The organism is Acinetobacter baylyi DSM 14961 = CIP 107474 (genome assembly GCF_000368685.1).
GTDB classification, from domain to species: Bacteria; Pseudomonadota; Gammaproteobacteria; order Pseudomonadales; family Moraxellaceae; genus Acinetobacter; species Acinetobacter baylyi.
Window position 1 is genome coordinate 932,438 of record NZ_KB849628.1, and the last position, 26,040, is coordinate 958,477.

The following is a 26,040-nucleotide window of genomic DNA, read 5'->3' on the forward strand; positions in this document are numbered from 1 at the left end:
TGCAAAAATATTTAAATAAAGATAGCATTTTCGGTCATAAATACCATAAGAGTTTCGTATATTCAGGTTATAATCTGCCGCCAATGCGGAGACTTCACTATGAGCAACTCAACTTCTACCCCTAATACTGGTTTAAGCTATAAAGATGCGGGTGTCGACATTGAAGCGGGCGACGCGCTAGTCGATCGTATCAAGTCGGTAGCTAAACGTACTACTCGTCCTGAAGTAATGGGCGGTCTTGGTGGCTTTGGCGCACTTTGTAAAATTCCTAAAGGCTATGAAGAGCCAGTTCTGGTTTCTGGAACAGATGGTGTAGGGACTAAATTACGTTTAGCACTTAACCTTAACCGTCACGACACCATTGGTCAGGATTTAGTTGCCATGTGTGTAAACGATCTTCTGGTATGTGGTGCTGAACCATTATTTTTCCTTGATTATTATGCAACAGGTCATTTAAATGTCGATGTTGCAGCCAATGTTGTAACAGGTATTGGTAAAGGATGTGAGCTTGCTGGTTGTGCGCTTGTTGGTGGTGAAACTGCCGAAATGCCAGGTATGTATGAAGGCGAAGATTACGACTTGGCTGGTTTTGCAGTAGGTGTGGTTGAGCAAAGTAAAATCATTGATGGCTCTAAAGTCAAAGCGGGTGATGTTTTAATTGGGGTTGCTTCGAGTGGTGCTCACTCAAATGGTTACTCATTACTCCGTAAAATTCTTGATGTTAAAAATGTAGATTTAACCCAGGAAATTGATGGTCGTTCTTTGGCAGATGCTGCAATGGAACCAACACGTATTTATGTGAAACCTGTACTTGAACTTTGCAAACAAGTCGATGTACATGCAATGGCGCATATTACTGGTGGCGGTTTACCAGGCAACTTGCCGCGTGTTTTACCAAATGGTGCACAAGCTGTGATTGATGAAGCATCATGGGAATGGCCTGAATTGTTCAAACTTTTACAGCGTGAAGGCGGTGTAGAGCAATTTGAAATGTACCGTACCTTTAACTGTGGTGTTGGTATGGTCATTGCAGTTGATGCAGCAGATGCAGACAAAACAATTCAAGTGCTCAATGCTCAAGGTGAAAAATCTTGGAAAATTGGTCATATTCAAGATAATGCTGAATCTATTGAAGGTGCAGACGAAAAAATTCGTGTGATCTTTGCATGATAAAAATTGCGGTACTTGTTTCTGGAAATGGTAGTAATTTACAAGCCCTGATAGATGCCAATCTGTCAGGCAGCATAGTCGGTGTTATTTCCAACAAACCTGATGCGTATGCTTTAAAACGTGCGGAACAAGCCAACATCCAAACCAAAGTGATTGAGCATAAAACGTATCCTACTCGTGAGCTGTTTGATGATGCGATGCATCAGCAACTCATTGAATGGAATATTGATTTGGTTGTGCTTGCTGGTTTTATGCGAATTTTAAGTGAAAAGTTTGTAAGGCAGTGGCAAGGGAAAATGATTAATATCCATCCTTCTCTGCTCCCACTTTACAAAGGTATGCATACTCATCAGCGCGTTTTAAATACTGGTGATGTTTATCATGGCTGTACAGTTCACTACGTGACAGCAGAGTTGGATGCTGGTCCTTCGCTATTACAAGGTGTGCTAAAAGTTGAGCAACACGATACAGTGGCTACTTTAGCAAATCGGATCCACGAACTGGAACATGTCATTTATCCTCAAGTGGTTGAGTGGATCTGTACCAATATAATCCAGTATCAGTCAGATCAGGTATTATTAAAAGGTAAGCCTTTACTCAAGCCGTTACAGTTCTGTCAGATTTAAAAATCAACCCAATATGTCATAAAAAAGCGCGCCATCCAGGCGCGCTTTTTTATGTCTATTTATGCTCGAATCAACTTCTGAATCTGATTTACAGTTTCCTGCGGATGTTCAAGGGGAAACATATGCCCACCTTCCACCACAGTAAAAGGAATACCAAGCTTCTTTTTCGCTTTTTGAGGAATACCGCGCTTTAGAAAATCACTTTGCGCTCCCACAACTAAATCAATTGGAACACTACAAGCACGATGCAATGTCAGCCACCACCACGAAGGATTGGTCCGAAAAAGCATGACTTCATCATTTTTAGGAATAGTCAGCGTCACGCCACCGCGTACAGCATCATCAGTCAATGCATAATCGATATAAGCCTGAAAACAATCTTCATCAAAGTTTTTATAAAACCCTTTTGATCGAAGCAGTTCATAGGCTTGCTGACGAGATTCCCAATGATCACGACGATGCGCTGAGAGTCCTGCTGGGGTCATGCGATCCACTGTTTTTGGACTCAAATGTTTGGCAAGATGCAAACCCAATGAGTGTATTCCAAGAATCAAAGGAGGATCGAGCATAATTACCTGAGAAAATAGCTCAGGTCTTTTGTAGCTTGCCATCATGGTCAGTACAGACCCAAGAGAATGCCCCAATCCAATCACTTGACGCCCACCTGCTTGACGCACAATGCTATCAATGATCTGATCGACCAGATGAGGCCAATGATCTGTGACTGGATAACGTTTATCTGGCCCAATCAATGGTACATAAATGACCTCATACTGATCGCTTAATTGATCAAAGAGCTTTTGGTATACTTTGGACGGTACACCATTGGCATGCGCAAAATGAATGATCGGTTTATTCTGCATAGCGTTTAGATCTACTGTAATTTAGCCTGTTGTTCAGTTTTTAATTGTTGAGAAACAGACTGACTGATCCCCTGCCCCAACTCTGATCCCATTTTTCCTAAAATAGACTCAAATGGGCTACGCTCAATGGTATAGTTCACTTTATTTTCAACTTTAAGCTCGCGCATCAAGGTATCCAAATTACCTGTACGGTCAGCCACACCCAGTTGGATGGCTTGCTCGCCTGTCCAGAATAAACCTGAAAAAATAGCTGGGTCGTTCGATTTTAAACGTGTACCACGCCCTTCTTTTACCGCGTTAATAAAATGAGCATGCACATTATCCAGTACAGACTGAATGTGTTCACGTTGAGCAGGATTAACCGGTTTTGTCATACTCAAGATATCTTTATTTGAGCCTGAAGTCAGTGTACGGTCTTCAATTCCTAATTTTTGCGCCAATCCAGTGATGCCATAATTCGGCATAATCACACCAATAGAACCCACCAAACTTGATGGATTGACAATAATTTCATCAGCCGCAGAAGCAATATAGTACGCACCTGAAGCGCCCATATCACCAATTACAGCATAGACTTTCTTGTCTGGATGCTGTTTTTTCAGATAACGAATTTCTTGCCAGATTTCATCAGATTGAACAGGTGATCCACCTGGTGAATTAATATTCAAGGCGACAGCTTTACTATTTTTTGCTTCAAATGCTCGTTCAAGTGCTTTGTTGGTGTCTTCACTATTGACCGACTGATTACTCGAGTCAATCGTTCCAATAATATTAACGACAGCAAGATGCGCGGTTGAACTTGATGTACCACCAGAGCTTTCAGACGTTGTACAGCCACGGCCCAACAATACAAAAACGAATAACAAATAAAGAAAGGTCAAAAATTTGAAGAAAATTCCCCAACGTCTAGTACGACGTTGTTCCTCGACAGAGGCCAAAACAGCTTTCTCTAAAATCTGCCATTCCTGACCAGTTTTATTATTACTATTTTGCACTTCATTTTGTGGTTTAGGTGGCCAATCTGACATAAAAAATAACCCAAAAAGTTAAAAACACTGCCATTATATACACTGAATCGGTAAAAACTGTTTAATCGTTATAATTTAACTTATAATATTTTTATCCGATAAGCCCCTGTTCTTGATTCTAAGCACTTTTATAATGACGACATCTGATTCACGCAGCTTTATGTATCGTTTGCTTAAGTTTATTAGCCGACAACCTATTCAGCTTTCACGTTTATTTGCACGTATGCTTGCAGGCTTGGTGAATACGCTCAAACTCACAAAAACATCCAGAACAATTCAACTTAATCTTAAAATTACGCTGCCCTATCTAAATGACCAACAACGAGAACGTATTATCCAAAATGCGATTCGTAACGAACTCACCTCTTACATGGAGTTTTTCAGTATCTGGGGTTCATCCAATCAAAAGAATATCTCTCGCATTCATCATGTAGAAGGTGCAGATTTTTTTCATCAGGCTATTGCCGAAAATAAAGGTATCGTTCTCATTGTTCCACATTTTGGAACATGGGAAATCATGAATGCTTGGTGCGCTCAATATACCGACATGACAATTTTGTATAAACCTGTCAAAGATAAAGATGCCGATCGTTTTGTACGTGAAGCAAGAAGCCGAGAGCAGGCTAAACTGGTTCCAACAGATGAAAGTGGCGTTCGTCAGATTTTTAAGGCGCTTAAGCAAGGTGGAACCACCGTGATCTTGCCTGATCATACCCCGAATGTAGGCGGTGAAATGGTTGATTATTTTGGCATTCCCCTCGCATCAAGTAATCTCAGCGCTAAATTGATTCAAAAAACCAAGGCAAAAGCTCTTTTTTTATATGCTATTCGCAATGAAAATCATGGTTTTGATATGTTTATTGAACCCATGGATCCTGCGATTTATCAAGGTACAGATCATGATGGCACACTGGTGATTCATCATGCCATTGAAGACCTCATCAGAAAATATCCAGATCATTACCACTGGAGTTATAAACGTTTCAAAGCCAATCCTGAACTAGATAATCTATACACGCTCAATGAAGAAGATGCTTTAGCCAATGTAGAACAGGTACGTCAAGCCAACAGAGAGCGTCTTAACGCTGCAACCACTTATACGACTGACGATAAAATTCTGTCTGCTCATTCCCTGAATCAAACTTAAAATGAATCGCTCCCTTATCAGTTGTACTCAATAAGGGAATATTCAAATCTTGCAGACGATTGCTTACCTCAGCACTCGGATGACCATATCCATTTTCAAACCCTGCTGAAGCAATCGCAATTTTGGGATGATATCTCTTGAGAAAATCATAAGATGAACTGTGTTGGCTGCCATGATGCCCCAAAATTAAAACATCAACTTTAAGATCGGGATATTGTTGTAATAGCTGATATTCGGTTTCCCAGCCTGCATCCCCCATCATCAGAAAATACTTTAAATCTGATGCTTGTTTAAGCTGTAAATACATCACACAAGACGCTTCATTACGATTAAATACCGTAGACTGTAAATTTTCTAATTTTGGTGACAATATCTGGATTTTTAGCTCTGATGTTTCCCAAGTCTGACCAGAATGACACAATGAGAATGGAATAGATAAATCTTTAATTTCTTCATTGGCCTGAATCATACGCGTTGGGATCAATTGCAATACTGCAGGTAGTCCACCACTATGATCCTGATCAAGATGAGTCAAAATTACTCGATCCAGTTGATGCACACCTTGAGACTTCAAGAATGGAACCACGACCTGTTTGCCAATACTAAATTTACTTTCATCATAGTATCCACCCGTATCTAGCAAAATACGCTGGGTTTGGTCCTGAATAAAAATTGACTGGCCTTGTCCTACATCTAAAATACTAATCTGAGTGGGCCGAATCATTTTAGAAGGAATTAAAAGTGGAACGAAGCATAAAACTGACCAGAATTTTGGAACCACGCCTTTGGGTAGAAATAGGATCACAATGGCTAAAGTGAGACAAATCAGTAGTAACGGCGTAAATGCATAATATTGAAGCTGAGGATTAAATAAATGATCAAGACCTTTTAAGATTCCGATAAATAATTCGAGCAGGCTATTATTTAAATAAAACAACAGATTTCCAAGTGATGGAATGAATAGCCATAAGCATCCAGCCATAATATCTAGAGGCACAATAATACCGCCCAATATCGGAATTGCGATTAGATTAGATAATGGAGCAATCCATGATATTTGCTTAAAAATAATTAACGTCAAAGGCATCAGAGCGACAAAAATTTTCCATTGTGATCTAACCAATGCTTTTAGAATCTGCATCCCACGCGTAAAACGAGTCTGATGAAACTGCTGTGCTTGTGTCATATCTTGATAAATTCTGATCAAAATAAAACATGCACCATAAGATAGCCAAAATGCAGCGGATAAAATACTAAAGGGGTCCATCCATAACAGTAAGGATGCACTCAAGACCAAAAGTGAAAAAGCACTTAGATGATGTCGTATCAAAAGTAAAATACTGCCAAGCATTACAGTAAACAGCGTTCTAAGTGCAGGGATTTCAAAGCCAACAAAAGCACAATATAAAATCACACACATTAAAAAAGGGAGTAATACCAATTTTTGACGTGGAATTGATAAGTAAATTTCTGGTTTAAACCGATGAATCAATCGAGTAAAAATCCAGCTTACCATGGCAGCAAAAATGAGCACATGGGGTCCCGAAATCGCCAACAAGTGAGAAATGCCAAAACGTTGAAATTGCTGCTCAAGCTCTGGATTGAGTAAACTGCGGTCTCCTGTTAGGAGCGCCAGTAAGAGTGCATGATGTGATAAGGATGAATCTATAAAGTAGTTCCGAAATTTAAGCCTGAGCTTTTCAACAGACTGTAAAAACTGTGCTCGCCATGTCTGTTGCTGTTTTACATGTAAATAAAAACCTGCACTCATCACCTCTTGTTTGCTTAAGGTTTGTATACGATAAACTTGGGCAGTCGCTTGCCAATTTTGCTGAACAAACCATTTTTCCACATCAAATGCACCTTCAAGTGCATAGCTATGTATCGGCTTGGTCTTAGCAGTGATTCGATAATACTGACCAAGCTCAAGGCTACTGCTTTTTTCAGCCCCCAGTAAGCTCTGATCAATATAAAATACCCAATTCACGACATCAGGATGAATGTTGAGTACTTCAGCGACTTGTTTTATACCTTTATCTGAAGATTCACCCATTTGATGAACGTAAATAATCACCTCATGTGTATCCGAATGCATTATTTTATAATACAAGCGTTCCTCAAGAGCAGAATCTGCGTATTGTGCGCCTATACCAAATAAGAAACTGGCAGAAATTAAGATAACAAGTGCTCTTAATCCAGAACCAATCTGATGCTTTCGTTTTTTGTAGAAATAAATAGCCCATATCAAAAAAGTCAGAATTCCTGTAATGCATGTAAATGGTTCAATGCATTCCAGTGTCCTGCCCATCATGGCAATGCCAGCAATCCACCCCAATAAAATAATTTTAAACATTGTTATAAACTAAAGTAATTGCTTTATATAATATTAAATAGAGGATAAAGCTCTCGGAAAAACTTTATCCTTTAAATCAATTTACTAAGAATGATCAACCCATAGACCATCCTGCATATGCAAAATTGAATCGGCAGATTGGGCCAATTGCTCATCATGCGTAACAATCAGCATGGCCATGTTAAATTCTTGTTTAAGATCACTGAGTAATTCAAATATACCAAATGCCGTTTTACGATCAAGATTACCAGTTGGTTCATCAGCCAGCATCACCGCAGGTCTGGCAACCAAAGCACGTGCCAATGCTACACGCTGACGCTCACCACCCGAAAGCTCACCTGGCTTGTGGGTTAAACGATGTGATAGGCCAACACGATCCAGCAAGTGCTCAGCCTGTTGTTTGACCTCTTTGTAATTGGTATCCGCACGTAACATTAAAGGCATGGCAACATTTTCAAGCGCAGAAAACTCTGGCAGCAAATGATGAAACTGATAAACGAAACCCAAATACTGGTTACGTTTGAAGCCACGTTCCGCTTCGCCCAAATTATCAAAACGTTGCTCATTTAAGAACACTTGCCCCTGCGTAGGTTGATCTAATCCACCCAATATATGCAGCAAGGTACTCTTACCCGAACCACTGGCACCCACAATCGATACAAATTCGCCCGCAGCAATTTTGAGTGATAATCCCTTGATCACTTCTACTGTCGATTTACCATCAGTAAAATGTTTGTAAACATCTTTTGCTTCCAGCACAATTTTACTCATAACGTAATGCCTCTGCTGGTTGAATCTTAGCTGCACGTAATGCTGGGTAAATAGTGGCAAGGAAACTTAACAATAAAGAAACCGACACAATCAGGACCACATCTTGCCAGCGCAAGTAAGATGGCAAATAATTAATAAAATAAGCATCAAATAAATGAAGACCTAAAGCGGTATTTACCCAGTCGATAATATTACTCACACTCGATGCAAAAATAACCCCAAGAACCGCACCAGCCACCGTACCAATCACACCAATCACTGTGCCCTGCACCATAAAAATTTTAGTAATAGTTGCTGGCGAAGCACCCAGCGTTCTCAAAATCGCAATATCAGATTTTTTGTCTGTGACGACCATCACTAAAGATGAAACGATATTAAATGCAGCCACCAGTACAATCAGAAATAGAAGCAAGCTCACCATGGCTTTTTCCATCTGAATCGCACTAAATAGGTTACCGTGTGTATAGGTCCAGTTAGACGCATAAAAATTAGGTGGTAAGGTTCTAACAATATCATCTGCCACTTGAGGAGCAGCAAAAATATCATCCAGTTTTAAACGAATTCCCTGAGCGCCATCTGGTAAACGTAGTAAAGTTGAAGCATCGTTTAAAGCGATATAACCCATCATTGAGTCAACTTCTGCACCAATGCTAAAAATCCCAACAATTTTAAAACGTTTAAAACGAGGAACTACTCCAGCAGGAGAAGGTGTTGCCTCAGGTAAAACCAAAGTCACATTATCATTGAGGCCAAGCCCCAATGCATCTGTCATCTGTTTGCCCAGTACAATCCCAAACTCACCTTTCTTAAGATTATCAATACTACCCGCAACCATATGATTCTGGATAATCGATACCTTTTTTTCATACTGCGGGTCGATTCCGCTGACCATAATGCCTGCAACCTGACCTTGTGCTGTCAGCATCCCTTGCAGTTGTGTAAATGGTGCAACACCAACCACATGCTTGTGTCCTTCAACTTTTTTTGCAAGCTCTGGCCAATTGGTCAATATCTGTGTTGATGAAATTGTGGCCTGTGGAACCATTCCCAGCACACGATTTTTCAATTCACGGTCAAAACCATTCATCACAGACAAAACGGTGATTAATACCGCAACACCTAAGGTCAGACCAATCATCGAAACTAAGGCAATAAAAGAAATAAAGTGATTACTACGCCGAGCACGAGTATATCGCAACCCTATATACAGCGAGATTGGTTTAAACATACCAATTAGTCCAAGGTCATTTCATTATCGGAAATACAGTATTGCACTCAATACTGCGATCAGCATCTAACACGTATTGATACACCAAAAGAATCTGGGTTAACACAGCGGGTTAAACCGATTCTTTCTTATAATGACCCTTACGATTCTGATTATTTGTTGCGGCCCTATTTTGTACTAGTTGGTCCATGAGATCAATTTGATCCTGATTTAAACTACGAATTAGAACAATTAACTCAAAAATATCAACAGATTGATTTAATGTATGTAGGTTATGTAACTTGTTAGAGCAGTTTTCCAAAGCAATATTATTTTTGACGAAGTTGCTGTTTCATATGTTGGCTAAAACGTCGATTGGCCTGTATATCACGATAAAAATATAAAAATAGGCCACTTAATATAATCATAGCGCCGATCACGACCATGAGTGAAATTCGCTCATGATTAAAAAGCGCTCCAATCACCAAAGCCAATATTGGTGTCATTACATTGGTGAGTGATAATGTTGTCGGTTGGATATTTTTAACCAATTTAAAATAACAAAACATCGCAATCAGAGAAGCCATAATTGTTGTATAAAGTAAGGCCATCAGTGATTTAATTTCTGGAATATGCGTAGGTGCATGTGCCCAAATAAAAGGTAATAAACACAACGAAACCAAAGTTGAAATCAGAATTGAGCCTGTTGCTTGTGCAATTGGTTGTACATCCGCATTGACTTTTTTGACCCAGTAAATTGAACAGCAATAGGTAAATACACTAATCAGCATCAGACCTATGCCTAAAGGATGAATATGCTGCGATGCACCACCAACACAAATCACAGCCAGACCTGTTATTGCGATTGCCATACCCAGCCATTGCAAACGATTTAACTGTTGTCCAAACGCAAAACAACCGATCAACCCTGCAATGATGGGTGCCAAGCCAAACATTAAAGCAATAATACCCGAACTCAAATACTGGGTTGCAATGTAGGTAAATACTTGAGAACCGATCAAACTAAATGATCCAGCAATATAACTATGCACAGCAATTTTATCGGTAGGAAATTTGACTCTCAGCACAAATAAAATAATGACAGCTAAGGGTAAAGCAATAAAAAAACGTAAAACCATCGCCCATAAAACATTTAGGTCAGATACACTCCAGACAATTGCCAGGGGTGTAGATGCCCAAATGAATACCAACACAATATAGGTCAGCATAATATTAGTTTTGGTGGGCATAATTGCTCTCACGCAGTTTTACGTTTTTGCTTTAAAATCGTTTGATCCAATGCACTTGAAAATTCACGTTTGTCCCGTTCAGAAATAGGTGGTGGACCACCCGTTTGCACACCTGCGCCGCGTAACGTATCCATAAAATCACGTAGATGTAGCCGAGCTTTTACATTGGCTGTGGTATAAACCTCACCGCGTGGATGAATCGCGATTCCGCCCTTTTCAATGACTTGCGCCGCTAAAGGAATATCTTGAGTGATCACAATATCATTGGCCTGCATACGATCTACAATTTCTTGGTCAGCCCGATCTGCACCACTCATCACCTGAATAGACTTGATTCTGACTGACGGCGTAATCCCGACATTCTGATTTGCGACAAAAGTAACTTCCAGTTGGTAACGATCTGAAGCACGTAAAATAACTTCACGCAAAATTCTTGGCAAAGCATCCGCATCTACCCAGAGTTTAAATGGCAGCACTCAAGTTCAACCGTGATAAAAATGACCGTATTTTAACAGAGTTGACTCTGAGCCGCACAAACCGCCTGCGCTTTTTTTCATTTGTACTCGCTATAGATGACATCATCATGAATTTAAAAAAGAAAAACAGAGTATTTTTTACATAATTGTATCTTGAGACTTGAAAAAAATTAGATATGCTCGATTTAATAATATAAATCGTTAAATCTTACTCCGAGTCATATGAAAAATCAGAACAGTCCAGAAATCGTTACTATTCAAGATCAAGGTTTTGGCAGCCATGGTGAACACTGGGCTTTATTGAGTGATACTCCAGAACAGGATGTTCCTAAATGGCTTGGAATGGCATTAGATGCACCTGTAATGCCCATGGGATTATGTGAAAATGAAGATGAGATGAATGCCAACTTTTGGTTAATTCAGGGTCCTTCTCAATCGCATCTTAAAGTGACGCAAATTATTGCAGTTGAAAATAATAAACCTCAAGCACTTAAAACAGCGTTCCCTACCTTTGAAAGTCCTTATAAATATAATGCGTCGATTGAACGTATTATTACCTGTAAATCTGAAACACAGGCAGTTTTAAGACTTCGACTGAATCAAAATACCATTATTTATGCATTTGATAATCTGTTTAGCGTAAATAGTCGCCATTATGAAAACAATCAAACTTATCAGGTTCAATTAAATGCATGGGCATATCATTTAGAGGAAGTCGCGGCCAATGAAACAATTTTGGTCGATGATCCTGCATCGATTAAACATCACCGTGCCCTCAATGATATTTTAACGGCACATAATGGAGTCGCCCCTGAAAATCTACAAGAATTAATTAATGCTTGGAAGCCTAAAACACCAGAAGATCAAGAACCTGTGACTGTCGATTTTTCCAAAATGGTGGCATATTTATATGGCGAAACCATGGGGCAAGAAGATGAAGCATGGTTTCAAGGAAATATTGTTGGAAAAACATCCATGACATTTATGGATCAAGAATATACGTTATATGATGTGACCTTAGTATTGGAAGATCATTTACCTGCGATATTAATTCGGATTGCAACTCAAAATAATTCATACAAAAATTTTGAAATTGGCCAATATATTCGCGGTAATATCTGGATTCAGGCGAATATTTATGCTAAAAGTAGTGTAAATTAATATATTTCCACACAAAATTAATCATCTAGGCGTATTGATGAAAATTATACCTGAACAAACGACCAATCTAATTCAATTGAGTGGGCAGCAGCGTATTAAACTCGATACTGCTGCAATATGCTTTTTTGCATTAGGTATGTTTTTAGCCGCGATGATTATTCATCATCTTGGTTTTTTTCCAGTCTAAACTGCACATGTCAAAAAGCCCTCATCAATTAGATTGGATGAGGGCTTTTTGCTGGAAAATTATCCGTGTTTTTGAACAAAAGTATCCATAAAGTTAACCAATGCTTGTACGCCTTCTAAAGGAACAGCATTATAAATACTGGCACGCATACCACCTACGGAACGGTGACCTGCAAGATTAAGCAAATGATTCTCTTCTGCTTCTTGCAAAAATAATTTTTCCAAAGCTTCATCTGCCAAGGTAAATGGCACGTTCATGATGGAACGGTTAGGCACAGCAATCGGGTTATTATAAAAATCGCTAGAATCAATATAGCCATAAAGCAATTTAGCTTTTTCCAAATTGACTTGATGAATAGCATCTACTCCACCTTGCTCAAGCAACCACTCAAATACCAGACCAGATAAATACCAAGCATAAGTTGCTGGTGTATTTACCATCGAACCATTTTTAGCTTGAGCCGAGTATTTTAAAATGCTCGGAATATCTGAACGGGACTGATCAAGGAGATCATCACGTACAATGACAATCGTTAAACCTGCTGGACCAATATTTTTTTGAGCGCCTGCATAAATCAAACCAAACTTAGAGACATCTAAAGGCGCAGATAAAATGCTTGAAGACAAATCAGAAACTAGTGGTACATTGACATCAGGAATATCTGCAAACTGAATACCACCAATTGTTTCATTTTCTGCATAATGAACATAAGCGGCATCTTGGGATAAATTCCATTCGCTTTGATTCTTAATGGCCAGTTTGCCATCAATACTGGTACCTGCTTCAATGACATTGATATCGCCATAGCGCTGCGCTTCTTTCAGCGCTTTTTCTGACCAAATTCCAGTATGAATATAATCAGCCTTGCTATTTTTTCCCAGTAAATTCATAGGGATTGCTGAGAATTGTAAAGAAGCCCCGCCTTGTAAAAATAGTACCTGATAGTTTTCAGGAATATTCATTAACTTTCTGAGATCAGCTTCAGCTTTTTCAGCAACTGCAACATAGTCTTTACTACGATGGCTCATTTCCATGATGGAAAGCCCCTTACCCTGCCAGTCCAACAATTCTTGTTGAGCTTTTTCTAAAACAGCAGTGGGTAAAGCAGCTGGGCCAGCACAGAAATTGTACGCACGCATGATCGTTCCTTTGTTGAGTGAAACAAAACTAGAGTTGGCATTTAACCACATCTTTTCTGGTCATGCAGTAGTTACTCCAACAAAAATTTCAATATTCACAGGGAATTGCTTTTATTTCTTCAATCGATTAGATAGCTCAATTTAGTCGATTATTCTGTTATTTAATTTTGTACTTTATTCAAACAAGATTGCAAATCGATGATTTTTTATGATATACAATTGTATAATAAACAAGACTATAACTCACGTTCTCATAAAAAAGACTATACTTTCAGGGACGATGGATAAACAACATTACATGAAATTTATATATCAACACATGATAAAAAAATCGAACTCACCTGCATTGTATTTTCAAGCTTTTGCAATGCCGAGTCTATTTATTGCAGTCTTGTCTGTATTCAGTACGCATATTTTTGCACATAGCATGAGTTATGAAGAAGCTGAACAACAGGCATTGCAAAGCTCGTATACGACTCAAGCCAATAGTGCGTTAGAGCAAGCCGCGCGTTTAGATGCAGAGGCGACCAAAGGTTTGGGGTTACCTCGTGTCGATCTAAATGTTCGTGCTTATAAATTTCATAGTGAAGTCGATGTTCCTCTCGATAGTTTTAAGCAGAATCTTGAGAATACCCTAAGCGAACGTTTAAGCGATCAACTGAACCAATGGAGCGGCACTATTCCTTCAGATGTTTTGAGTAATATTCAAAATGGTGTCAATGGCGTGATTCAAAATGGCATTAACCAATTTCCCAATTATGCCAATCTCACAGTTGAGGATGAGGTGATTCGCCCTACAATTTCTTTGGTGATGCCCATTTATACAGGTGGACTTATTAAAAGCGCCAAGCAAATTGCTACCATACAGGCCATGCGGGCACAACTCAGTACAGAACAACAGCAAGATATCCGGCGCTTTGAAATCATTCAGTCTTATTTTAATGTCCAGTTGCAACAGCAGTTGGTCAAATCCAGTCAGTTTAATTTGGATGCCATGCAACTGCATGCCAACAATGCACTTAAACTTGAAAAGCAAGGATTCATTAGCAAGGGACAGCGTATGCAGTTTGAAGTAGCACGTAACAATGCCCAGCGACTTTTGCAAAATGCCCAGTCAAACCTTGAATCCAGCCAATTTCAACTGAATCATCTACTTCATCAACAACAGTTTAGCGATCTTTCAACCGCTCTATTTGTGAATGTAACGCGTGCTCAACCCATTAACCAATTTCTCACCACCTATCCTGATCAATCGACACTGATTCGAAAAATGCAAGTAGATACTCAACTTGCCGATGAGAATATTAAAGCTCAACGAGCGGCTAAAAAACCGAATCTATTTGCTTTTGCCGAATATAGTTTAGATAAAAACGAAAACTGGATTGTAGGCATTGTGGCACGCTACAACTTATTTGGGGGGCTGGATAAAACCAAAACGATACAGTCTGCCGAGCTTAAACGTTACGCCAGTGAGCTTTTGGTAGAACGCACCAAACAGGAGGTTGAAAATATTATTCAAAAATCCTATAGCGAAATGATTTCTGCACAGAAAACACAGCAACTACTACAAGAAAATAAACAGGCAGCTCTAGAAAATTTACGCATACAAAATCTTTCGTTTAAAGAAAATATGGGAACTGCTAATCAGGTCATTGATGCTCAAAATGCGTTAAATGTTCTCGATAGTGAAATGGCAATTAATGCCTATAAATATGTAATGTCGCTGGCCACATTATTACAAAGCCATGGCTCAATTGACCAATTTAAAACTTATCTCAACCAGCCAAATACGGTTTATATCCGTTAATTCAGAGGGAATCATGAAGCCAGATTACTCATCTTCAGATATGGAACATTCGGTTTCCTCTGCAACAGAAACTGAAAAAGATACACGATCTCAACAAGACCCTGAATTTTCTCATCACGCTCAAGAAAAAACAGAAAATTTAAGATCGTCTTCTAGTCAGAAATCGATAGTTAAACTGATTGGTGTGATTATTGTTATTCTCTTAATCGCTTTGATTTTGTATGGCTTATGGAAAGCCTATCAACCGCGTAAGGTCGCACTCCAAGGGCGTGTTGAAGCAGAAACGATATATATCAGTACCAAGGTTCCTAGCCGGGTAGATGAAATTTATGTTCAGGAAGGACAAGCGATTAAAAAAGGAGAAGCGCTTATTCGCTTAGTCAGCCCAGAAGTCGAAGCAAAAAAACAACAGGCTCAGGCTGCATTGCAATCAGCACTGGCTTTACAATCCACCGCAGAACGTGGCTCTCAAGAAGAAAATATCGAAACACTTTATGCCAACTGGCAAAGCGTAAAAGCTCAGGCCGAACTGGCAGCAACCACTTATCGTCGTGGAGAAAACCTGTATAAGGAAGGTGTCATTTCACGTCAGCGTCGCGATGAAATGTTTGCCGCGCAACGTTCTGCTCAAGCATTAACCGAAGCCGCGTATCAACAATATGCGCGTACCAAACGTGGCAGTACACCACAGCAAAAATCTATGGCCGATGCTCAAGTCGAAATTGCACGTGCGGCTTTAAGTGAAGCACAATCTCTTGAAGGTGAAACCAAACTGTATGCACCTGTTAACGGTACCATTTCCAAAATATATCCAAAACCATCAGAACTTGTCGCGGCGGCTGTTCCAGTGCTGAGTATTCTGGAAGATCATGACCTTTGGATCAGTCTGAATGTACGTGAAGACCAATATCGTTCGGTCTATCAACAAAAAACGCTCGAAGGTTATATCCCAGCTCTGGATCGAAAAGTGGAATTTAAAATCAAGCATATTGATGCAGAAGGTGAATTTGCAACCATTAAAACCACTCGTCAAACTGGTGGTTATGATATTCGCAGTTTTAAGCTTCACCTGACCCCTGTACAGCCTGTTACAGATCTTAAAGTCGGCATGAGTGTGATATTCAATGTATTAGAGGCCAAATAAGTATGTGGGCCTGTATACGGCGTGAGTTGCTCTATCTACTTAGAAATAAGTGGGATCTTGCAATGGTGACGTTTGCCCCACTGTTTGTGATCATTTTATTTAGCAGTATGTTTTATCAAGGTAAACCCAAGCATTTACCTATTGCAATCATTGATCAAGACCATAGTCAGCTCAGCCGTTTGATTGAGCGGGATTTATCGCTCAACAGTACACTCGAAATACGTTATCAACTTCAAAATCAAGATGAAGCAGAGCAACTGTTAAATCAAACCAAAATCTGGGGCTATGTTCATATTCCAGAGGGTGCAGAGACACGTTTAGTTAAAGCTCAGGATGCGCAGATTAGCATTGCATTTAATCAGTCATTTTTTAGCGTAGGTAATTCTATTTCTTCAGCCATGCTGATCAGTACATTGCGTGCAATGGGAACTTTTGGCGGCGAACATTATTTCTCAAATATGATTCCTTATATAGAGCTCCCAACTCCGCATGTCAAAATATCAACACTATACAATCCTTCCTTAAGCTATGAGTTTTATCTTGAACCCTTCATGATTCCAGCGATTTTGCACTTATTGCTCTGTTGTTGTGTGGCATTTTCGATTGGTCAGGAATTTAAACGTGGCACACTTAAAGACTGGGCCAACCAGCACAATTTTATCTCTGTGCTTTTTGCAAAAAATCTGGTGTATGTTGCCATTTTCTGTATCTGGACATGGGTCTGGATGTTTTGGCTGATTGAGATTCGCGGCTGGTTCGTTGCGGGTCACCTTAGTCTTTTATTGATGGGTCAGGTCTTTCTATACTTTGCCTATGCGTTAATTAGCTCAACGGTTGTGATTGCCACCCAAAGTCTGAGCCGTACTTTTGGCTTTATCGCAGTTTATGGTGGCTCATCTTTGAGCTTCGCAGGCGTCACACTTCCGCTGAATAATGCCCCCATTTTCACTCAATTTTGGTCGATGATTATCCCCTACACGCCTTATGCAAAACTACAAACCGAACAGTGGGTTGTTGGCAGTGATATGAGTGTTTCTATTTGGCCGTTACTGATTTTATGTGGGTACTGTATTTTTTATTTTGCACTCAGTCGCTTTCTTTTAAGAAAACGTATCTTAGGCGGTGATCAATGAAGAAATTCTGGTATCACTATTGTCAGACATTTAAAGATATTGTCAAAAACTCATCAATCCTTACCACAGTGGTATTATCGGTATTTTTTTATAGTTTTTTTTACCCTACTGCTTACAAAGCCGAACATGCAGAATCGTTACCTGTAGTGGTGGTCGATGAAGAACAAAGCCCAATAACATCCAAAATTATTTCGAAAGTCAGTGAAAGCCCCAATGTAAAAATTGTGGCAATCACAGGTAATTTTCTGGAAGCAGAAAATATGGTTCGAAATCAGAAGGCAGATGGCATCTTGTATTTGCCTGATAATCTATCTAATAGTATCCGACGAGGAGAAATGGGCGGAATTGGTCTTTATATCAGTACAGCCTACTTTTTAAAGACCAAAGAAATTGGACTTGGGTTCGCAACTGCGATTGAAAATATCATACAGGAACATGCACAGAAATTTGCTGAGGTTACTCACTTTAAACCTGAATTATCTATCCATCAGATTCCTTTATTTAATACCCTGTCTGGCTATGGCAGCTATGTGTTTCCTGCGGTTGCACCGCTTATTATCCATCAAACTATTGTGCTAGGTCTGGGCATGCTGATTGGGGGATATCGTGAAAAAAACTGGTGGTCTACGCCATCCCAGTTTTGGGGAATCTTCTTTAGCTTTTTTACAATCGGATGCTTAGGTTGCTTTTACCTGTTTGGTTTTATTTTTTGGCTTAATGATTATCCACATGGCGGTAATTTTTGGGGAATGTTATGCGCAGTTCCGATTTTTATCAGTTGTGTGGTCGCTTTAGGGTTATTGTTTGGTTCAGTCCTCGATATGTCTGAACGTGCAGGGCATTTTCTGGTATTTACCTCTATTCCCCTTTTTCTTCTCACTGGTACTGCATGGCCATTACAGGCCATGCCCGACTGGATGCATCTATTTTCTTTGGCATTGCCTTCAACGCATGGTGTACAACTGTTTATTCAACTCAATCAAATGGGTGTACCTACGCTACTCGTCGTTCCCAAACTTATCATTCTGGCAAGTATGGCCACTATTTTTTTAAGTCTCGCCTATTATCGTCTCGTTATTGCTTCAGCTAAAAACCAAAAATAAAAAAGGAAGCCGAAGCTTCCTTTTTATTTGAAAAATATTTACTCAGTAGCAGCTGAGTCGCTTGATTCTGAATCTATTTCAGGCTGATCAACTTCAGTTATTTCAGATTCAGTAGCAATTTCTTCTACCACTTCGATGAATTCATCATCTTCAACCGCTTCAATCGAAACAACACCAACTAAGGTTTCAGCATCACTTAAACGAATCAGGCGAACACCCTGTGCATTACGACCCGTCATTGCGACTTCGGCCGCGCGGGTACGCACTAAAGTACCGCCGTCTGAAATCAGCATCAGCTCTTTAGTTCCATCAATAGATACTGCGCCAACCAACTCTCCATTACGCTCGGAAGTCTTAATTGCAATAACGCCTTTACCACCACGTTTTTTGGTTGGGAAGTCATTTACTGGAGTACGTTTACCGTAACCATTTGCACTGGCACATAAAACCTCACCAGTTTCAGGTACAACGACTAACGATACAATACGACTCACCACACTTGAATCGGTGGACTCTTCTGAATCGTCCAACTCATCATGATCCAACTCTGTGTCTTCACTATCCACAGCAGCAGCCAGCGTCACGCGCATACCACGAACACCTTTCGCTGTACGCCCCATAGCACGCACATCAGTTTCTGCAAAACGAATCGCTTTACCCTCATTAGAGAACAGCATAATTTGCTGTTGACCATCGGTAATTGCGACACCAATCAAGGTATCTTCTTCGTTAAGTTCAATAGCGCGCAGACCATTTGAACGAATATTGGCAAACTGCTCTAGTTCTACACGTTTAACTGTTCCAGAAGCTGTTGCCATAAAGACATAATGATTTTCTAGGAATTCAGTTAGAGGTAAAATTGCAGTAATTGATTCATTGGCATCCAGTGGCAATAAATTCACCATTGGACGACCTTTAGCGCCACGAGATGCTTGAGGTACTTCAAATACTTTCAGACGGTACACTTTACCTACATTGGTAAAGCACAATACGGTTGCATGGTTAGATGCCACAATCAGATGCTGAATAATATCGTCATCTTTCATCGATGTTGCAGATTTACCACGGCCACCACGGCGCTGCGCTTGGTAATCCGACAATGGCTGCGTTTTTGCATAACCCGTTTGTGAAACGGTCAATACCACCTGCTCTTCTGGAATCAAATCTTCACGACAGAAATCGATACGTGATTCTACAATCTGTGTACGGCGCTCATCACCATACTGTTGCAAAATTAAGCTCAATTCTTCACGAATCACACCCATAAGCAGATTAAAATCATTCAAAATCGCTGTTAATTCAGCAATTTGACCTAAAATCTCGGTGTATTCTGCATGTAACTTGTCTTGCTCTAGACCCGTTAAACGATGTAAACGAAGTTCTAGAATTGCCGCCACTTGAGTAGGAGATAAGCGATACACTTGCTCAGACAGACCAAATGGACGCGCAGGATCTTCACCTTCAATCTCGTCTGGGCGCACAGATACAGAACCCGCTTTTTCGAGCAGAGCAATAACGCCACCGCCAGCCCATTCACCAGCTTGTAAACGCTCACGCGCTTCTGCTGGGTTTGCCGAGGTCTTGATCGTCTCAATGATATCGTCAATATTGGCAAGCGCTACTGTAAGACCTTCCAAGATGTGACCACGTTCACGTGCCTTACGCAATTCGAACATGGTACGACGCGTCACCACTTCTTGACGATGGCGAATAAATGCAGCAATGATATCTTTTAGATTCATCAATTTTGGCTGTCCGTTATCCAGACACACCATATTGATACTAAATGAGTTTTCAAGCTGGGTATTTAAGAACAGGTTATTCACAATGACCTCAGCGTTTTCACCACGCTTCAAGTCAATCGCAATACGCATACCGTCTTTATCAGACTCATCACGTAACTCTGAAATTCCTTCCAGTTTTTTCTCTTTAACCAGCTCGGCAATACGTTCAATGACGCGTGCTTTATTGACCTGATATGGAATTTCGGTAAATACGATGGTGGTACGACCCGTTTTTTCATCTTCTTCAAAATGATATTTGCCACGGATATGTAAACGACCTTTACCCGTACGGTAAGCATCCACAATGCCTGATTTACCATAGATGATGCCACCTGTCGGGAAATCTGGCCCTGTAATATGCTCCATCAAACCTTCAATGGAAATATTTGGGTTATCTGCATAAGCCAAGCACGCATGAATCACTTCATTGAGATGGTGAGGCGCCATATTGGTCGCCATACCTACTGCAATACCAGCAGCGCCGTTAATCAGCAAATTTGGAATGCGTGTCGGAAGAACATCAGGAATACGTTCTGAACCATCGTAGTTATCTACCCAGTCTACGGTGTCTTTTTCAAGATCAGCCAATAGCTCATGGGTAAGCTTAGTCATACGAACTTCGGTATAACGCATTGCCGCAGCACTATCGCCATCGACCGAACCAAAGTTGCCCTGACCGTCTACCAATAGATAACGCAGACTGAAGTCCTGCGCCATACGCACGATCGTGTCGTAAACAGCGGTATCACCATGTGGGTGATATTTACCGATCACATCACCCACGACACGTGCCGATTTTTTATAGGCTTTGTTATAGTCATTGCCTAGCTCATGCATGGCATAAAGCACACGACGGTGCACAGGCTTAAGGCCATCTCTTACATCTGGTAATGCACGAGATACAATTACGCTCATCGCATAATCTAGATATGAATGCTTGAGTTCGTCCTCAATGGCAATCGGTCTGATTTCCGATACGCTCATGCATACTCCTTGTATACAGCAAGCGAAAAACCTGCTGCAATATGTCTTGATCTTGCAATAGAATTCAGTTCAAAAACTGAACCAAAAATAAAAAATACAGCGAAAAATTATAGCACAAACCTCTCCATAACGGGGAGTTTAATGATCTGGAAATAGTATTTTTTAAAAATAAAAAAATAATCAAAAACAATTACTTAAAAACATATTTTTTAGTTTAAAATTAAAAAAACAAAAACAGGTTTATTCGATCAAAATACCATCAAAAATCTCTTATTTTTTAAGTACCAAAGTTTCTATTGTTCAGATTTGTGGTAAGCGGTATATATGTGAATATTCACGTTGAAAAAAGATCAGATCCAGTTCTAGTGATTCACCTGTCAAAGCGTGAAGCATACTGTGCATCTGTCCGCGATGATGTGCCTGATGATTAAAAATATGGGCAAGTATTTCATGGAGCGGTTCTGTATAAAACTGACCACGACGAAGATACTTGATGAAATGATCGAATTTGATCGGTTCAGATTGCATAATCAAATCCAATAGCCTTACATCCAGCTCGAAACGTGCTTGTTTTAATTGTTTTAGCTCAGTATAGATCAAATCATCCAAGGCATAATTTGAAGGCTCTAATCCCCTTATACGCTCAAACCACAATATATCGCCGATCAGCAAATGGTTTGCAGTATGTAACACAGTTCTAAAATAGGCACCACCATCCTGATTTAACTGCGCCTCAGTTAAATTTGAAAGTGCTGCAAACAATTTCTGATTCGCCCACTGATTATAATAAGCCATCATCAGAAAATAATGTTTAAATGACGTACTCATAATTCACTCGCGCAATTGATCATGCTTTTTAACATAAAAAAAGCGCTCCTGAGCAGAGCAGCAAAGCATGACCTTAGCTACCCGCGCAAGAGCGCTTTTAAACTTTAATTTACAGAATTAAAGTTTAGATACCAATTCTGGTATCACAGTGTTCAAATCACCCACTAACCAGTAGTCAGCTACACTGTTGATTGGCGCTTCTTCATCTTTGTTGATCGCAACAATCACTTTAGAGTCTTTCATACCAGCCAAATGCTGAATCGCACCAGAGATACCCACCGCAACATAAAGATCTGGGGCAACGATTTTACCCGTTTGACCCACCTGAAAGTCGTTTGGAACGAAACCAGCATCGACGGCAGCACGTGACGCACCTTGAGCAGCACCTAGTTTATCTGCTAACGGATCAAGAACTTTGTGATAGTTTTCACCAGAGCCCACACCACGACCACCAGAAACAACAATACGAGCAGCAGTTAATTCTGGACGATCAAGTTTAACAATTTCTTCGTTTACGAATGAAGAAACACCCGCGTCAGCGACTTCACCTACAGTTTCAACCGCAGCAGAACCACCTTCTGCAGCAACAGGATCAAATGCTGTACCACGTACTGTACCCACAATAATTGCTTCGTCAGATTGGACAGTTGCAATCGCATTACCAGCATAGATTGGGCGCTTAAATGTATTTGCAGATTCAACCGCGATAATGTCGGTGATCATACTGACATCAAGTAAAGCAGCCGCACGCGGAAGAATATTTTTACCTGTGGTGGTCGATGCTGCTAATACATATTTGTAACCGCCTTTAGCAAGATCAGCCACCAGCTTGGCTACATTTTCAGCCAGTTGGTTTGCATATACTGCATTGTCAGCAAGTAATACTTTGCTTACGCCAGTCACTTTTGCAGCAGCGTCTGCAACTGCCTGAGCGCCTGAACCCGCAACCAATACAGTAATATCACCACCGATTTTTTGTGCTGCCGCAACAACATTTAACGTTGCACCGTTAAGTGTTTGGTTGTTGTGATCAGCGATAACTAAAATACTCATGATTTTATCCTTCCGTATTAGATCACTTTCGCTTCATTTTTTAATTTTTCAACAAGTTCATCGACTGATTTCACTTGTACGCCAGCTTTACGATCAGCAGGTGGCTCAACTTTTACAGTTTTAAGTTTTGTACCTGTTGCAACACCATAATCTGCTGGAGATTTGGTATCTAGTGGCTTTTTGCGCGCCTTCATAATGTTTGGAAGTGCCGCATAACGAGGCTCATTCAAACGTAAATCTGTGGTAATAATGGCAGGAAGTGTCAGCTCAACCGTTTGTAGACCACCGTCAATTTCACGAGTAACCTGAACTTTTCCAGCGTCTACTTTAACTTCAGAAGCAAAAGTACCCTGACCTGCATCTAATAAAGCTGCAAGCATTTGACCGACTTGATTTGAGTCATCGTCAATGGCTTGCTTTCCAAGAAGAATCAATTCTGGTTTTTCTTGTTCTACAATCCCTTTTAGAATTTTAGCAACTTCTAAAGCACCAATTTCATCCGCAGTTTCGACCAAAATACCACGATCTGCACCTAGAGCCATTGAGGAACGGATTTGTTCCTGTGCTTCTTTAGGACCGATAGAAACCACAACGATTTCAGATACTGTTCCTTTTTCTTTTAAGCGAACCGCTTCTTCCACTGCGATTTCACAAAATGGGTTGATTGACATTTTAACATTGGTTAAGTCAACCCCACTATTGTCCGGCTTTACGCGAACTTTAACGTTGGCATCAACCACACGTTTTACAGCAACAAGAGCCTTCATGTAATCCTCGGCTGTTTCAGCAAGTAAATGTTCAGAAGAGTTATATTAACGCTTCAAATTAAATTTTTTAGGTGCTTTATCTTGCAATGTGTTTGGCATTTCGGTCAAGTCACAATTACAGCAACACTGTGAAAAATCGAATAAAATTGAGAAATCATCAGTTCATTATTTTATTAAACCTCTTTTTGTCTTTGAATTTCCTATGTTTTTATGATTTTTTTACTTATTGATTTATATTATGTTTTTATCTGATTTATTTCATCAGCAGCTCTGATACTTTGGTTAAAATATGTAAAAAAGGCGTAGTTCCTCATCAGTTTGTCTCAGATTGACTGCTGAGATCAAAATTGTCAGTCAGGTAAGGTTTTATATTTTGTAAATCTTATGCTGAATTTTAGGATGATGATCCGTTCAGATTGTGACGTTTTACATTTTAATTACTTTATTTTTTGTGCTCTTGGATGGGCACGATCATAAACTTGTGCCAAATGATCAAAATCAATATGGGTATAAATCTGAGTAGTGCTTAGATTGGAATGACCCAGCATTTCCTGTACAGAACGTAAATCACCACTGGCCGATAACATGTGACTGGCAAAGCAGTGGCGTAATAAATGCGGATGTAAATCGACATTCACACCAGCACGTAAAGCCTGATGTTTTACTCGATTTTCAATTTGACGCGGCGTGAGTGCACCGCCATTTTGTGATACAAACAGTGGATCTTGCTGGGTGAATTGTCCTTTCCATAAACGGTACACATTTAACCAGTCAATCAGACTCTGCTTTGCCTTTTTCCCAAAGGGAATCACCCGTGTTTTATTACCTTTCCCCGTGACTCGTAATAACTGTCGATTAAAATCCAGATCAATCAGTTTCAAACCCTGTAATTCTGCCAGACGTAATCCACTCGAATATAACAATTCCAATATTGCTTTATCTCTTAACCAAAGCTGTGTACCAAGCTCATCCTCTGGTGCGGTTTGATCCAGAATCTGGTGCACGGTTTCAATGTCAATCATGCCTGGTAAAGGACGAGATTTCCGTTTGAGTTTAAAATCTTCAACTGGATTCATATTGAGAAACTGACTTTGCTGCGCCCACTTCATAAATTGACGGATTGAAGAAAGGTGCCGTTGAATACTGCTACTACTTAGATTTGACTGCTCCACGCGATACGCCAAATATTCGCGCAAATCTGAGGCTTCAACTTGCATCAACTCCAGCTTTCGTTTTTCACAGAAATCAAAAAAGTCGGTTAAGTCTCTTTGATAAGCATTTAGCGTATGCTCAGACTGATTCTGAATCATGCGCTCTTTTAACCACATTGCTAAAAGTTGCTGATTGTTATACATGACTGTTCAGCGCTCCAGCCTAGATTCAATACTTTTTAAATAGTCTAATACACAAACAGCAACCTGCTTGGCGTGTTGGTTTGCAAGATCATGCTGACCATCTGCTATCACTTCTAAGTGTGCATTTGGCAGTTTTGCATGCAAATATTCACCGACCGAAACAGGACTGATTGGATCTTGATCTCCCCAAATCAATAGAACTTTTTGTGCTATTTCAGCAAGTCGTTGTTCATAATTCACTTTGGTCGTTATAAACCATTCAGGATAATTTAAAAACTCTTTTGAGTAGGCTTCTCGCCAATCTGCAACCTCAAACTTAGTTAAATCGATACCACCTGAGGTTGCAATCAATACCAATCCTTGTACCAAATGAGTTTTTTGCAATGCGGCAGCAATCGCAAAAATACCGCCCATTGATTGCGCAACAATTACAGATTCTTCATTAATTTGATCGACCACATAATTTGTTAGGTCTTTAAAACTCTTTACCGCTAAAGATTCAGGCTTATCGCCGAAACCTGGATAACCAATAATTTTAGTCTGGTAATGCTGAGGAAGTTTTTCAATTAAGGGATGCCAAAATGTCGTACTGCCTGATGCACCTGGCAAAAAAATAAGCTGTGGCATAGATTGCAGATTCGAATCCATTGTATTGATATTGAAAAATCACCTTACGCTGAAATGCCCCATAAAAAAAGCACTAT

23 protein-coding genes are annotated in these 26,040 nt (G+C 40.0%); 9 read left to right on the forward strand and 14 right to left on the reverse strand.

Features of this window, described 5'->3' with window-relative positions; genetic code table 11:
- The first annotated feature begins 99 nt into the window (after nt 1-99).
- The gene (gene purM, locus F952_RS13730) at nt 100-1,170 is read left to right on the forward strand and encodes a phosphoribosylformylglycinamidine cyclo-ligase (RefSeq protein ID WP_004928857.1); all 1,071 of its coding nucleotides are present in this window, start codon (nt 100-102) and stop codon (nt 1,168-1,170) included.
- Nucleotides 1,167-1,796: a phosphoribosylglycinamide formyltransferase gene (gene purN, locus F952_RS13735; RefSeq protein WP_004928858.1), complete on the forward strand. Its 630-nt coding sequence runs from the start codon at nt 1,167-1,169 to the stop codon at nt 1,794-1,796. The genes purM and purN overlap by 4 nt, the downstream gene beginning before the upstream one ends.
- Before the next feature lie 59 nt (nt 1,797-1,855).
- On the opposite strand, the gene F952_RS13740 is transcribed toward purN, so the two are convergent.
- Together F952_RS13740 and sppA are read right to left on the reverse strand one after the other, a co-directional pair.
- Nucleotides 1,856-2,659: an alpha/beta fold hydrolase gene (locus F952_RS13740; protein WP_004928859.1), complete on the reverse strand. Its 804-nt coding sequence runs from the start codon at nt 2,657-2,659 to the stop codon at nt 1,856-1,858.
- 11 nt (nt 2,660-2,670) lie between these two features.
- Nucleotides 2,671-3,687, reverse strand: a complete 1,017-nt coding sequence (sppA, locus tag F952_RS13745) for a signal peptide peptidase SppA (RefSeq protein WP_004928863.1) — start codon at nt 3,685-3,687, stop codon at nt 2,671-2,673.
- A 133-nt stretch (nt 3,688-3,820) separates the two neighbouring features.
- On the opposite strand from sppA, the gene F952_RS13750 reads away from it, so the two are divergent.
- Nucleotides 3,821-4,834, forward strand: coding sequence for a lysophospholipid acyltransferase family protein (locus F952_RS13750; RefSeq protein ID WP_011182575.1), 1,014 nt, complete (start codon nt 3,821-3,823; stop codon nt 4,832-4,834).
- On the opposite strand, the gene F952_RS13755 is transcribed toward F952_RS13750, so the two are convergent.
- From F952_RS13755 to F952_RS13775, 5 genes are all read right to left on the reverse strand, one after another.
- A complete protein-coding gene (locus tag F952_RS13755) occupies nt 4,767-7,187 on the reverse strand; it encodes a DNA internalization-related competence protein ComEC/Rec2 (RefSeq protein ID WP_004928865.1) in 2,421 nt (806 codons plus the stop codon). The genes F952_RS13750 and F952_RS13755 overlap by 68 nt on opposite strands.
- An 84-nt stretch (nt 7,188-7,271) precedes the next feature.
- On the reverse strand, nt 7,272-7,958 hold the full coding sequence (locus F952_RS13760; protein WP_004928867.1) for an ABC transporter ATP-binding protein: 687 nt from the start codon (nt 7,956-7,958) through the stop codon (nt 7,272-7,274).
- Nucleotides 7,951-9,186 (reverse strand): lipoprotein-releasing ABC transporter permease subunit, encoded by a 1,236-nt coding sequence (locus F952_RS13765; RefSeq protein WP_004928869.1) that lies wholly within the window; start codon nt 9,184-9,186, stop codon nt 7,951-7,953. Before F952_RS13765 ends, F952_RS13760 begins: the two co-directional genes overlap by 8 nt.
- Before the next feature lie 308 nt (nt 9,187-9,494).
- Nucleotides 9,495-10,415: a DMT family transporter gene (locus F952_RS13770; RefSeq protein ID WP_004928871.1), complete on the reverse strand. Its 921-nt coding sequence runs from the start codon at nt 10,413-10,415 to the stop codon at nt 9,495-9,497.
- Nucleotides 10,416-10,423: 8 nt separating this feature from the next.
- Nucleotides 10,424-10,891, reverse strand: coding sequence for a YaiI/YqxD family protein (locus F952_RS13775; RefSeq protein ID WP_004928874.1), 468 nt, complete (start codon nt 10,889-10,891; stop codon nt 10,424-10,426).
- 222 nt (nt 10,892-11,113) lie between these two features.
- Between F952_RS13775 and F952_RS13780 the strand changes: the two genes are divergently transcribed.
- Nucleotides 11,114-12,052, forward strand: a complete 939-nt coding sequence (locus F952_RS13780; protein WP_004928876.1) for a hypothetical protein — start codon at nt 11,114-11,116, stop codon at nt 12,050-12,052.
- 37 nt (nt 12,053-12,089) lie between these two features.
- On the forward strand, nt 12,090-12,239 hold the full coding sequence (locus F952_RS16965) for a hypothetical protein (RefSeq protein ID WP_004928886.1): 150 nt from the start codon (nt 12,090-12,092) through the stop codon (nt 12,237-12,239).
- Nucleotides 12,240-12,298: 59 nt separating this feature from the next.
- Here the strand turns inward: F952_RS16965 and serC are convergent, their stop codons facing one another.
- The gene (gene serC / locus F952_RS13785; RefSeq protein WP_004928889.1) at nt 12,299-13,378 is read right to left on the reverse strand and encodes a 3-phosphoserine/phosphohydroxythreonine transaminase; all 1,080 of its coding nucleotides are present in this window, start codon (nt 13,376-13,378) and stop codon (nt 12,299-12,301) included.
- Between the two features lie 367 nt (nt 13,379-13,745).
- On the opposite strand from serC, the gene F952_RS13790 reads away from it, so the two are divergent.
- From F952_RS13790 to F952_RS13805, 4 genes are read left to right on the forward strand one after another with little or no spacing between them, the layout of a single operon-like run.
- Nucleotides 13,746-15,185 carry a TolC family protein gene (locus tag F952_RS13790; RefSeq protein ID WP_050816569.1) on the forward strand — a complete coding sequence of 480 codons (1,440 nt, stop codon included), beginning with the start codon at nt 13,746-13,748 and terminating at the stop codon, nt 15,183-15,185.
- 13 nt (nt 15,186-15,198) lie between these two features.
- The gene (locus F952_RS13795; RefSeq protein ID WP_004928893.1) at nt 15,199-16,329 is read left to right on the forward strand and encodes an HlyD family secretion protein; all 1,131 of its coding nucleotides are present in this window, start codon (nt 15,199-15,201) and stop codon (nt 16,327-16,329) included.
- Between the two features lie 2 nt (nt 16,330-16,331).
- On the forward strand, nt 16,332-17,462 hold the full coding sequence (locus F952_RS13800; RefSeq protein WP_004928895.1) for an ABC transporter permease: 1,131 nt from the start codon (nt 16,332-16,334) through the stop codon (nt 17,460-17,462).
- Nucleotides 17,459-18,565, forward strand: a complete 1,107-nt coding sequence (locus F952_RS13805; RefSeq protein WP_004928898.1) for an ABC transporter permease — start codon at nt 17,459-17,461, stop codon at nt 18,563-18,565. Before F952_RS13800 ends, F952_RS13805 begins: the two co-directional genes overlap by 4 nt.
- Nucleotides 18,566-18,603: 38 nt before the next feature.
- On the opposite strand, the gene gyrA is transcribed toward F952_RS13805, so the two are convergent.
- From gyrA to F952_RS13835, 6 genes are all read right to left on the reverse strand, one after another.
- Nucleotides 18,604-21,333 (reverse strand): DNA gyrase subunit A, encoded by a 2,730-nt coding sequence (gene gyrA, locus F952_RS13810; RefSeq protein ID WP_004928902.1) that lies wholly within the window; start codon nt 21,331-21,333, stop codon nt 18,604-18,606.
- Between the two features lie 300 nt (nt 21,334-21,633).
- Complete coding sequence (locus tag F952_RS13815; RefSeq protein ID WP_004928905.1) at nt 21,634-22,161, reverse strand: DinB family protein; 528 nt, start codon at nt 22,159-22,161, stop codon at nt 21,634-21,636.
- Nucleotides 22,162-22,278: 117 nt separating this feature from the next.
- Nucleotides 22,279-23,214, reverse strand: coding sequence for an FAD-binding protein (locus tag F952_RS13820; RefSeq protein WP_004928908.1), 936 nt, complete (start codon nt 23,212-23,214; stop codon nt 22,279-22,281).
- Between the two features lie 17 nt (nt 23,215-23,231).
- Nucleotides 23,232-23,981 (reverse strand): electron transfer flavoprotein subunit beta/FixA family protein, encoded by a 750-nt coding sequence (locus F952_RS13825; RefSeq protein ID WP_004928910.1) that lies wholly within the window; start codon nt 23,979-23,981, stop codon nt 23,232-23,234.
- A 437-nt stretch (nt 23,982-24,418) separates the two neighbouring features.
- On the reverse strand, nt 24,419-25,309 hold the full coding sequence (gene xerA, locus F952_RS13830; protein ID WP_161634731.1) for a site-specific tyrosine recombinase/integron integrase: 891 nt from the start codon (nt 25,307-25,309) through the stop codon (nt 24,419-24,421).
- Nucleotides 25,310-25,342: 33 nt separating this feature from the next.
- Nucleotides 25,343-25,963 carry an alpha/beta fold hydrolase gene (locus F952_RS13835; protein ID WP_004928915.1) on the reverse strand — a complete coding sequence of 207 codons (621 nt, stop codon included), beginning with the start codon at nt 25,961-25,963 and terminating at the stop codon, nt 25,343-25,345.
- Nucleotides 25,964-26,040 lie beyond the last annotated feature (77 nt).

Excerpts from the sequence above, each read along its gene's own strand:
- purM (WP_004928857.1), top strand. The coding sequence starts at position 100 with ATGAGCAACTCAACTTCTACCCCTAATACTGGTTTAAGCTATAAAGAT.
- purN (WP_004928858.1), top strand. The coding sequence starts at position 1,167 with ATGATAAAAATTGCGGTACTTGTTTCTGGAAATGGTAGTAATTTACAA.
- F952_RS13740 (WP_004928859.1), bottom strand. The coding sequence starts at position 2,659 with ATGCAGAATAAACCGATCATTCATTTTGCGCATGCCAATGGTGTACCG.
- sppA (WP_004928863.1), bottom strand. The coding sequence starts at position 3,687 with ATGTCAGATTGGCCACCTAAACCACAAAATGAAGTGCAAAATAGTAAT.
- F952_RS13750 (WP_011182575.1), top strand. The coding sequence starts at position 3,821 with ATGACGACATCTGATTCACGCAGCTTTATGTATCGTTTGCTTAAGTTT.
- F952_RS13755 (WP_004928865.1), bottom strand. The coding sequence starts at position 7,187 with ATGTTTAAAATTATTTTATTGGGGTGGATTGCTGGCATTGCCATGATG.
- F952_RS13760 (WP_004928867.1), bottom strand. The coding sequence starts at position 7,958 with ATGAGTAAAATTGTGCTGGAAGCAAAAGATGTTTACAAACATTTTACT.
- F952_RS13765 (WP_004928869.1), bottom strand. The coding sequence starts at position 9,186 with ATGTTTAAACCAATCTCGCTGTATATAGGGTTGCGATATACTCGTGCT.
- F952_RS13770 (WP_004928871.1), bottom strand. The coding sequence starts at position 10,415 with ATGCCCACCAAAACTAATATTATGCTGACCTATATTGTGTTGGTATTC.
- F952_RS13780 (WP_004928876.1), top strand. The coding sequence starts at position 11,114 with ATGAAAAATCAGAACAGTCCAGAAATCGTTACTATTCAAGATCAAGGT.
- F952_RS16965 (WP_004928886.1), top strand. The coding sequence starts at position 12,090 with ATGAAAATTATACCTGAACAAACGACCAATCTAATTCAATTGAGTGGG.
- serC (WP_004928889.1), bottom strand. The coding sequence starts at position 13,378 with ATGCGTGCGTACAATTTCTGTGCTGGCCCAGCTGCTTTACCCACTGCT.
- F952_RS13790 (WP_050816569.1), top strand. The coding sequence starts at position 13,746 with ATGCCGAGTCTATTTATTGCAGTCTTGTCTGTATTCAGTACGCATATT.
- F952_RS13795 (WP_004928893.1), top strand. The coding sequence starts at position 15,199 with ATGAAGCCAGATTACTCATCTTCAGATATGGAACATTCGGTTTCCTCT.
- F952_RS13800 (WP_004928895.1), top strand. The coding sequence starts at position 16,332 with ATGTGGGCCTGTATACGGCGTGAGTTGCTCTATCTACTTAGAAATAAG.
- F952_RS13805 (WP_004928898.1), top strand. The coding sequence starts at position 17,459 with ATGAAGAAATTCTGGTATCACTATTGTCAGACATTTAAAGATATTGTC.
- gyrA (WP_004928902.1), bottom strand. The coding sequence starts at position 21,333 with ATGAGCGTATCGGAAATCAGACCGATTGCCATTGAGGACGAACTCAAG.
- F952_RS13815 (WP_004928905.1), bottom strand. The coding sequence starts at position 22,161 with ATGAGTACGTCATTTAAACATTATTTTCTGATGATGGCTTATTATAAT.
- F952_RS13820 (WP_004928908.1), bottom strand. The coding sequence starts at position 23,214 with ATGAGTATTTTAGTTATCGCTGATCACAACAACCAAACACTTAACGGT.
- F952_RS13825 (WP_004928910.1), bottom strand. The coding sequence starts at position 23,981 with ATGAAGGCTCTTGTTGCTGTAAAACGTGTGGTTGATGCCAACGTTAAA.
- xerA (WP_161634731.1), bottom strand. The coding sequence starts at position 25,309 with ATGTGGTTAAAAGAGCGCATGATTCAGAATCAGTCTGAGCATACGCTA.
- F952_RS13835 (WP_004928915.1), bottom strand. The coding sequence starts at position 25,963 with ATGCCACAGCTTATTTTTTTGCCAGGTGCATCAGGCAGTACGACATTT.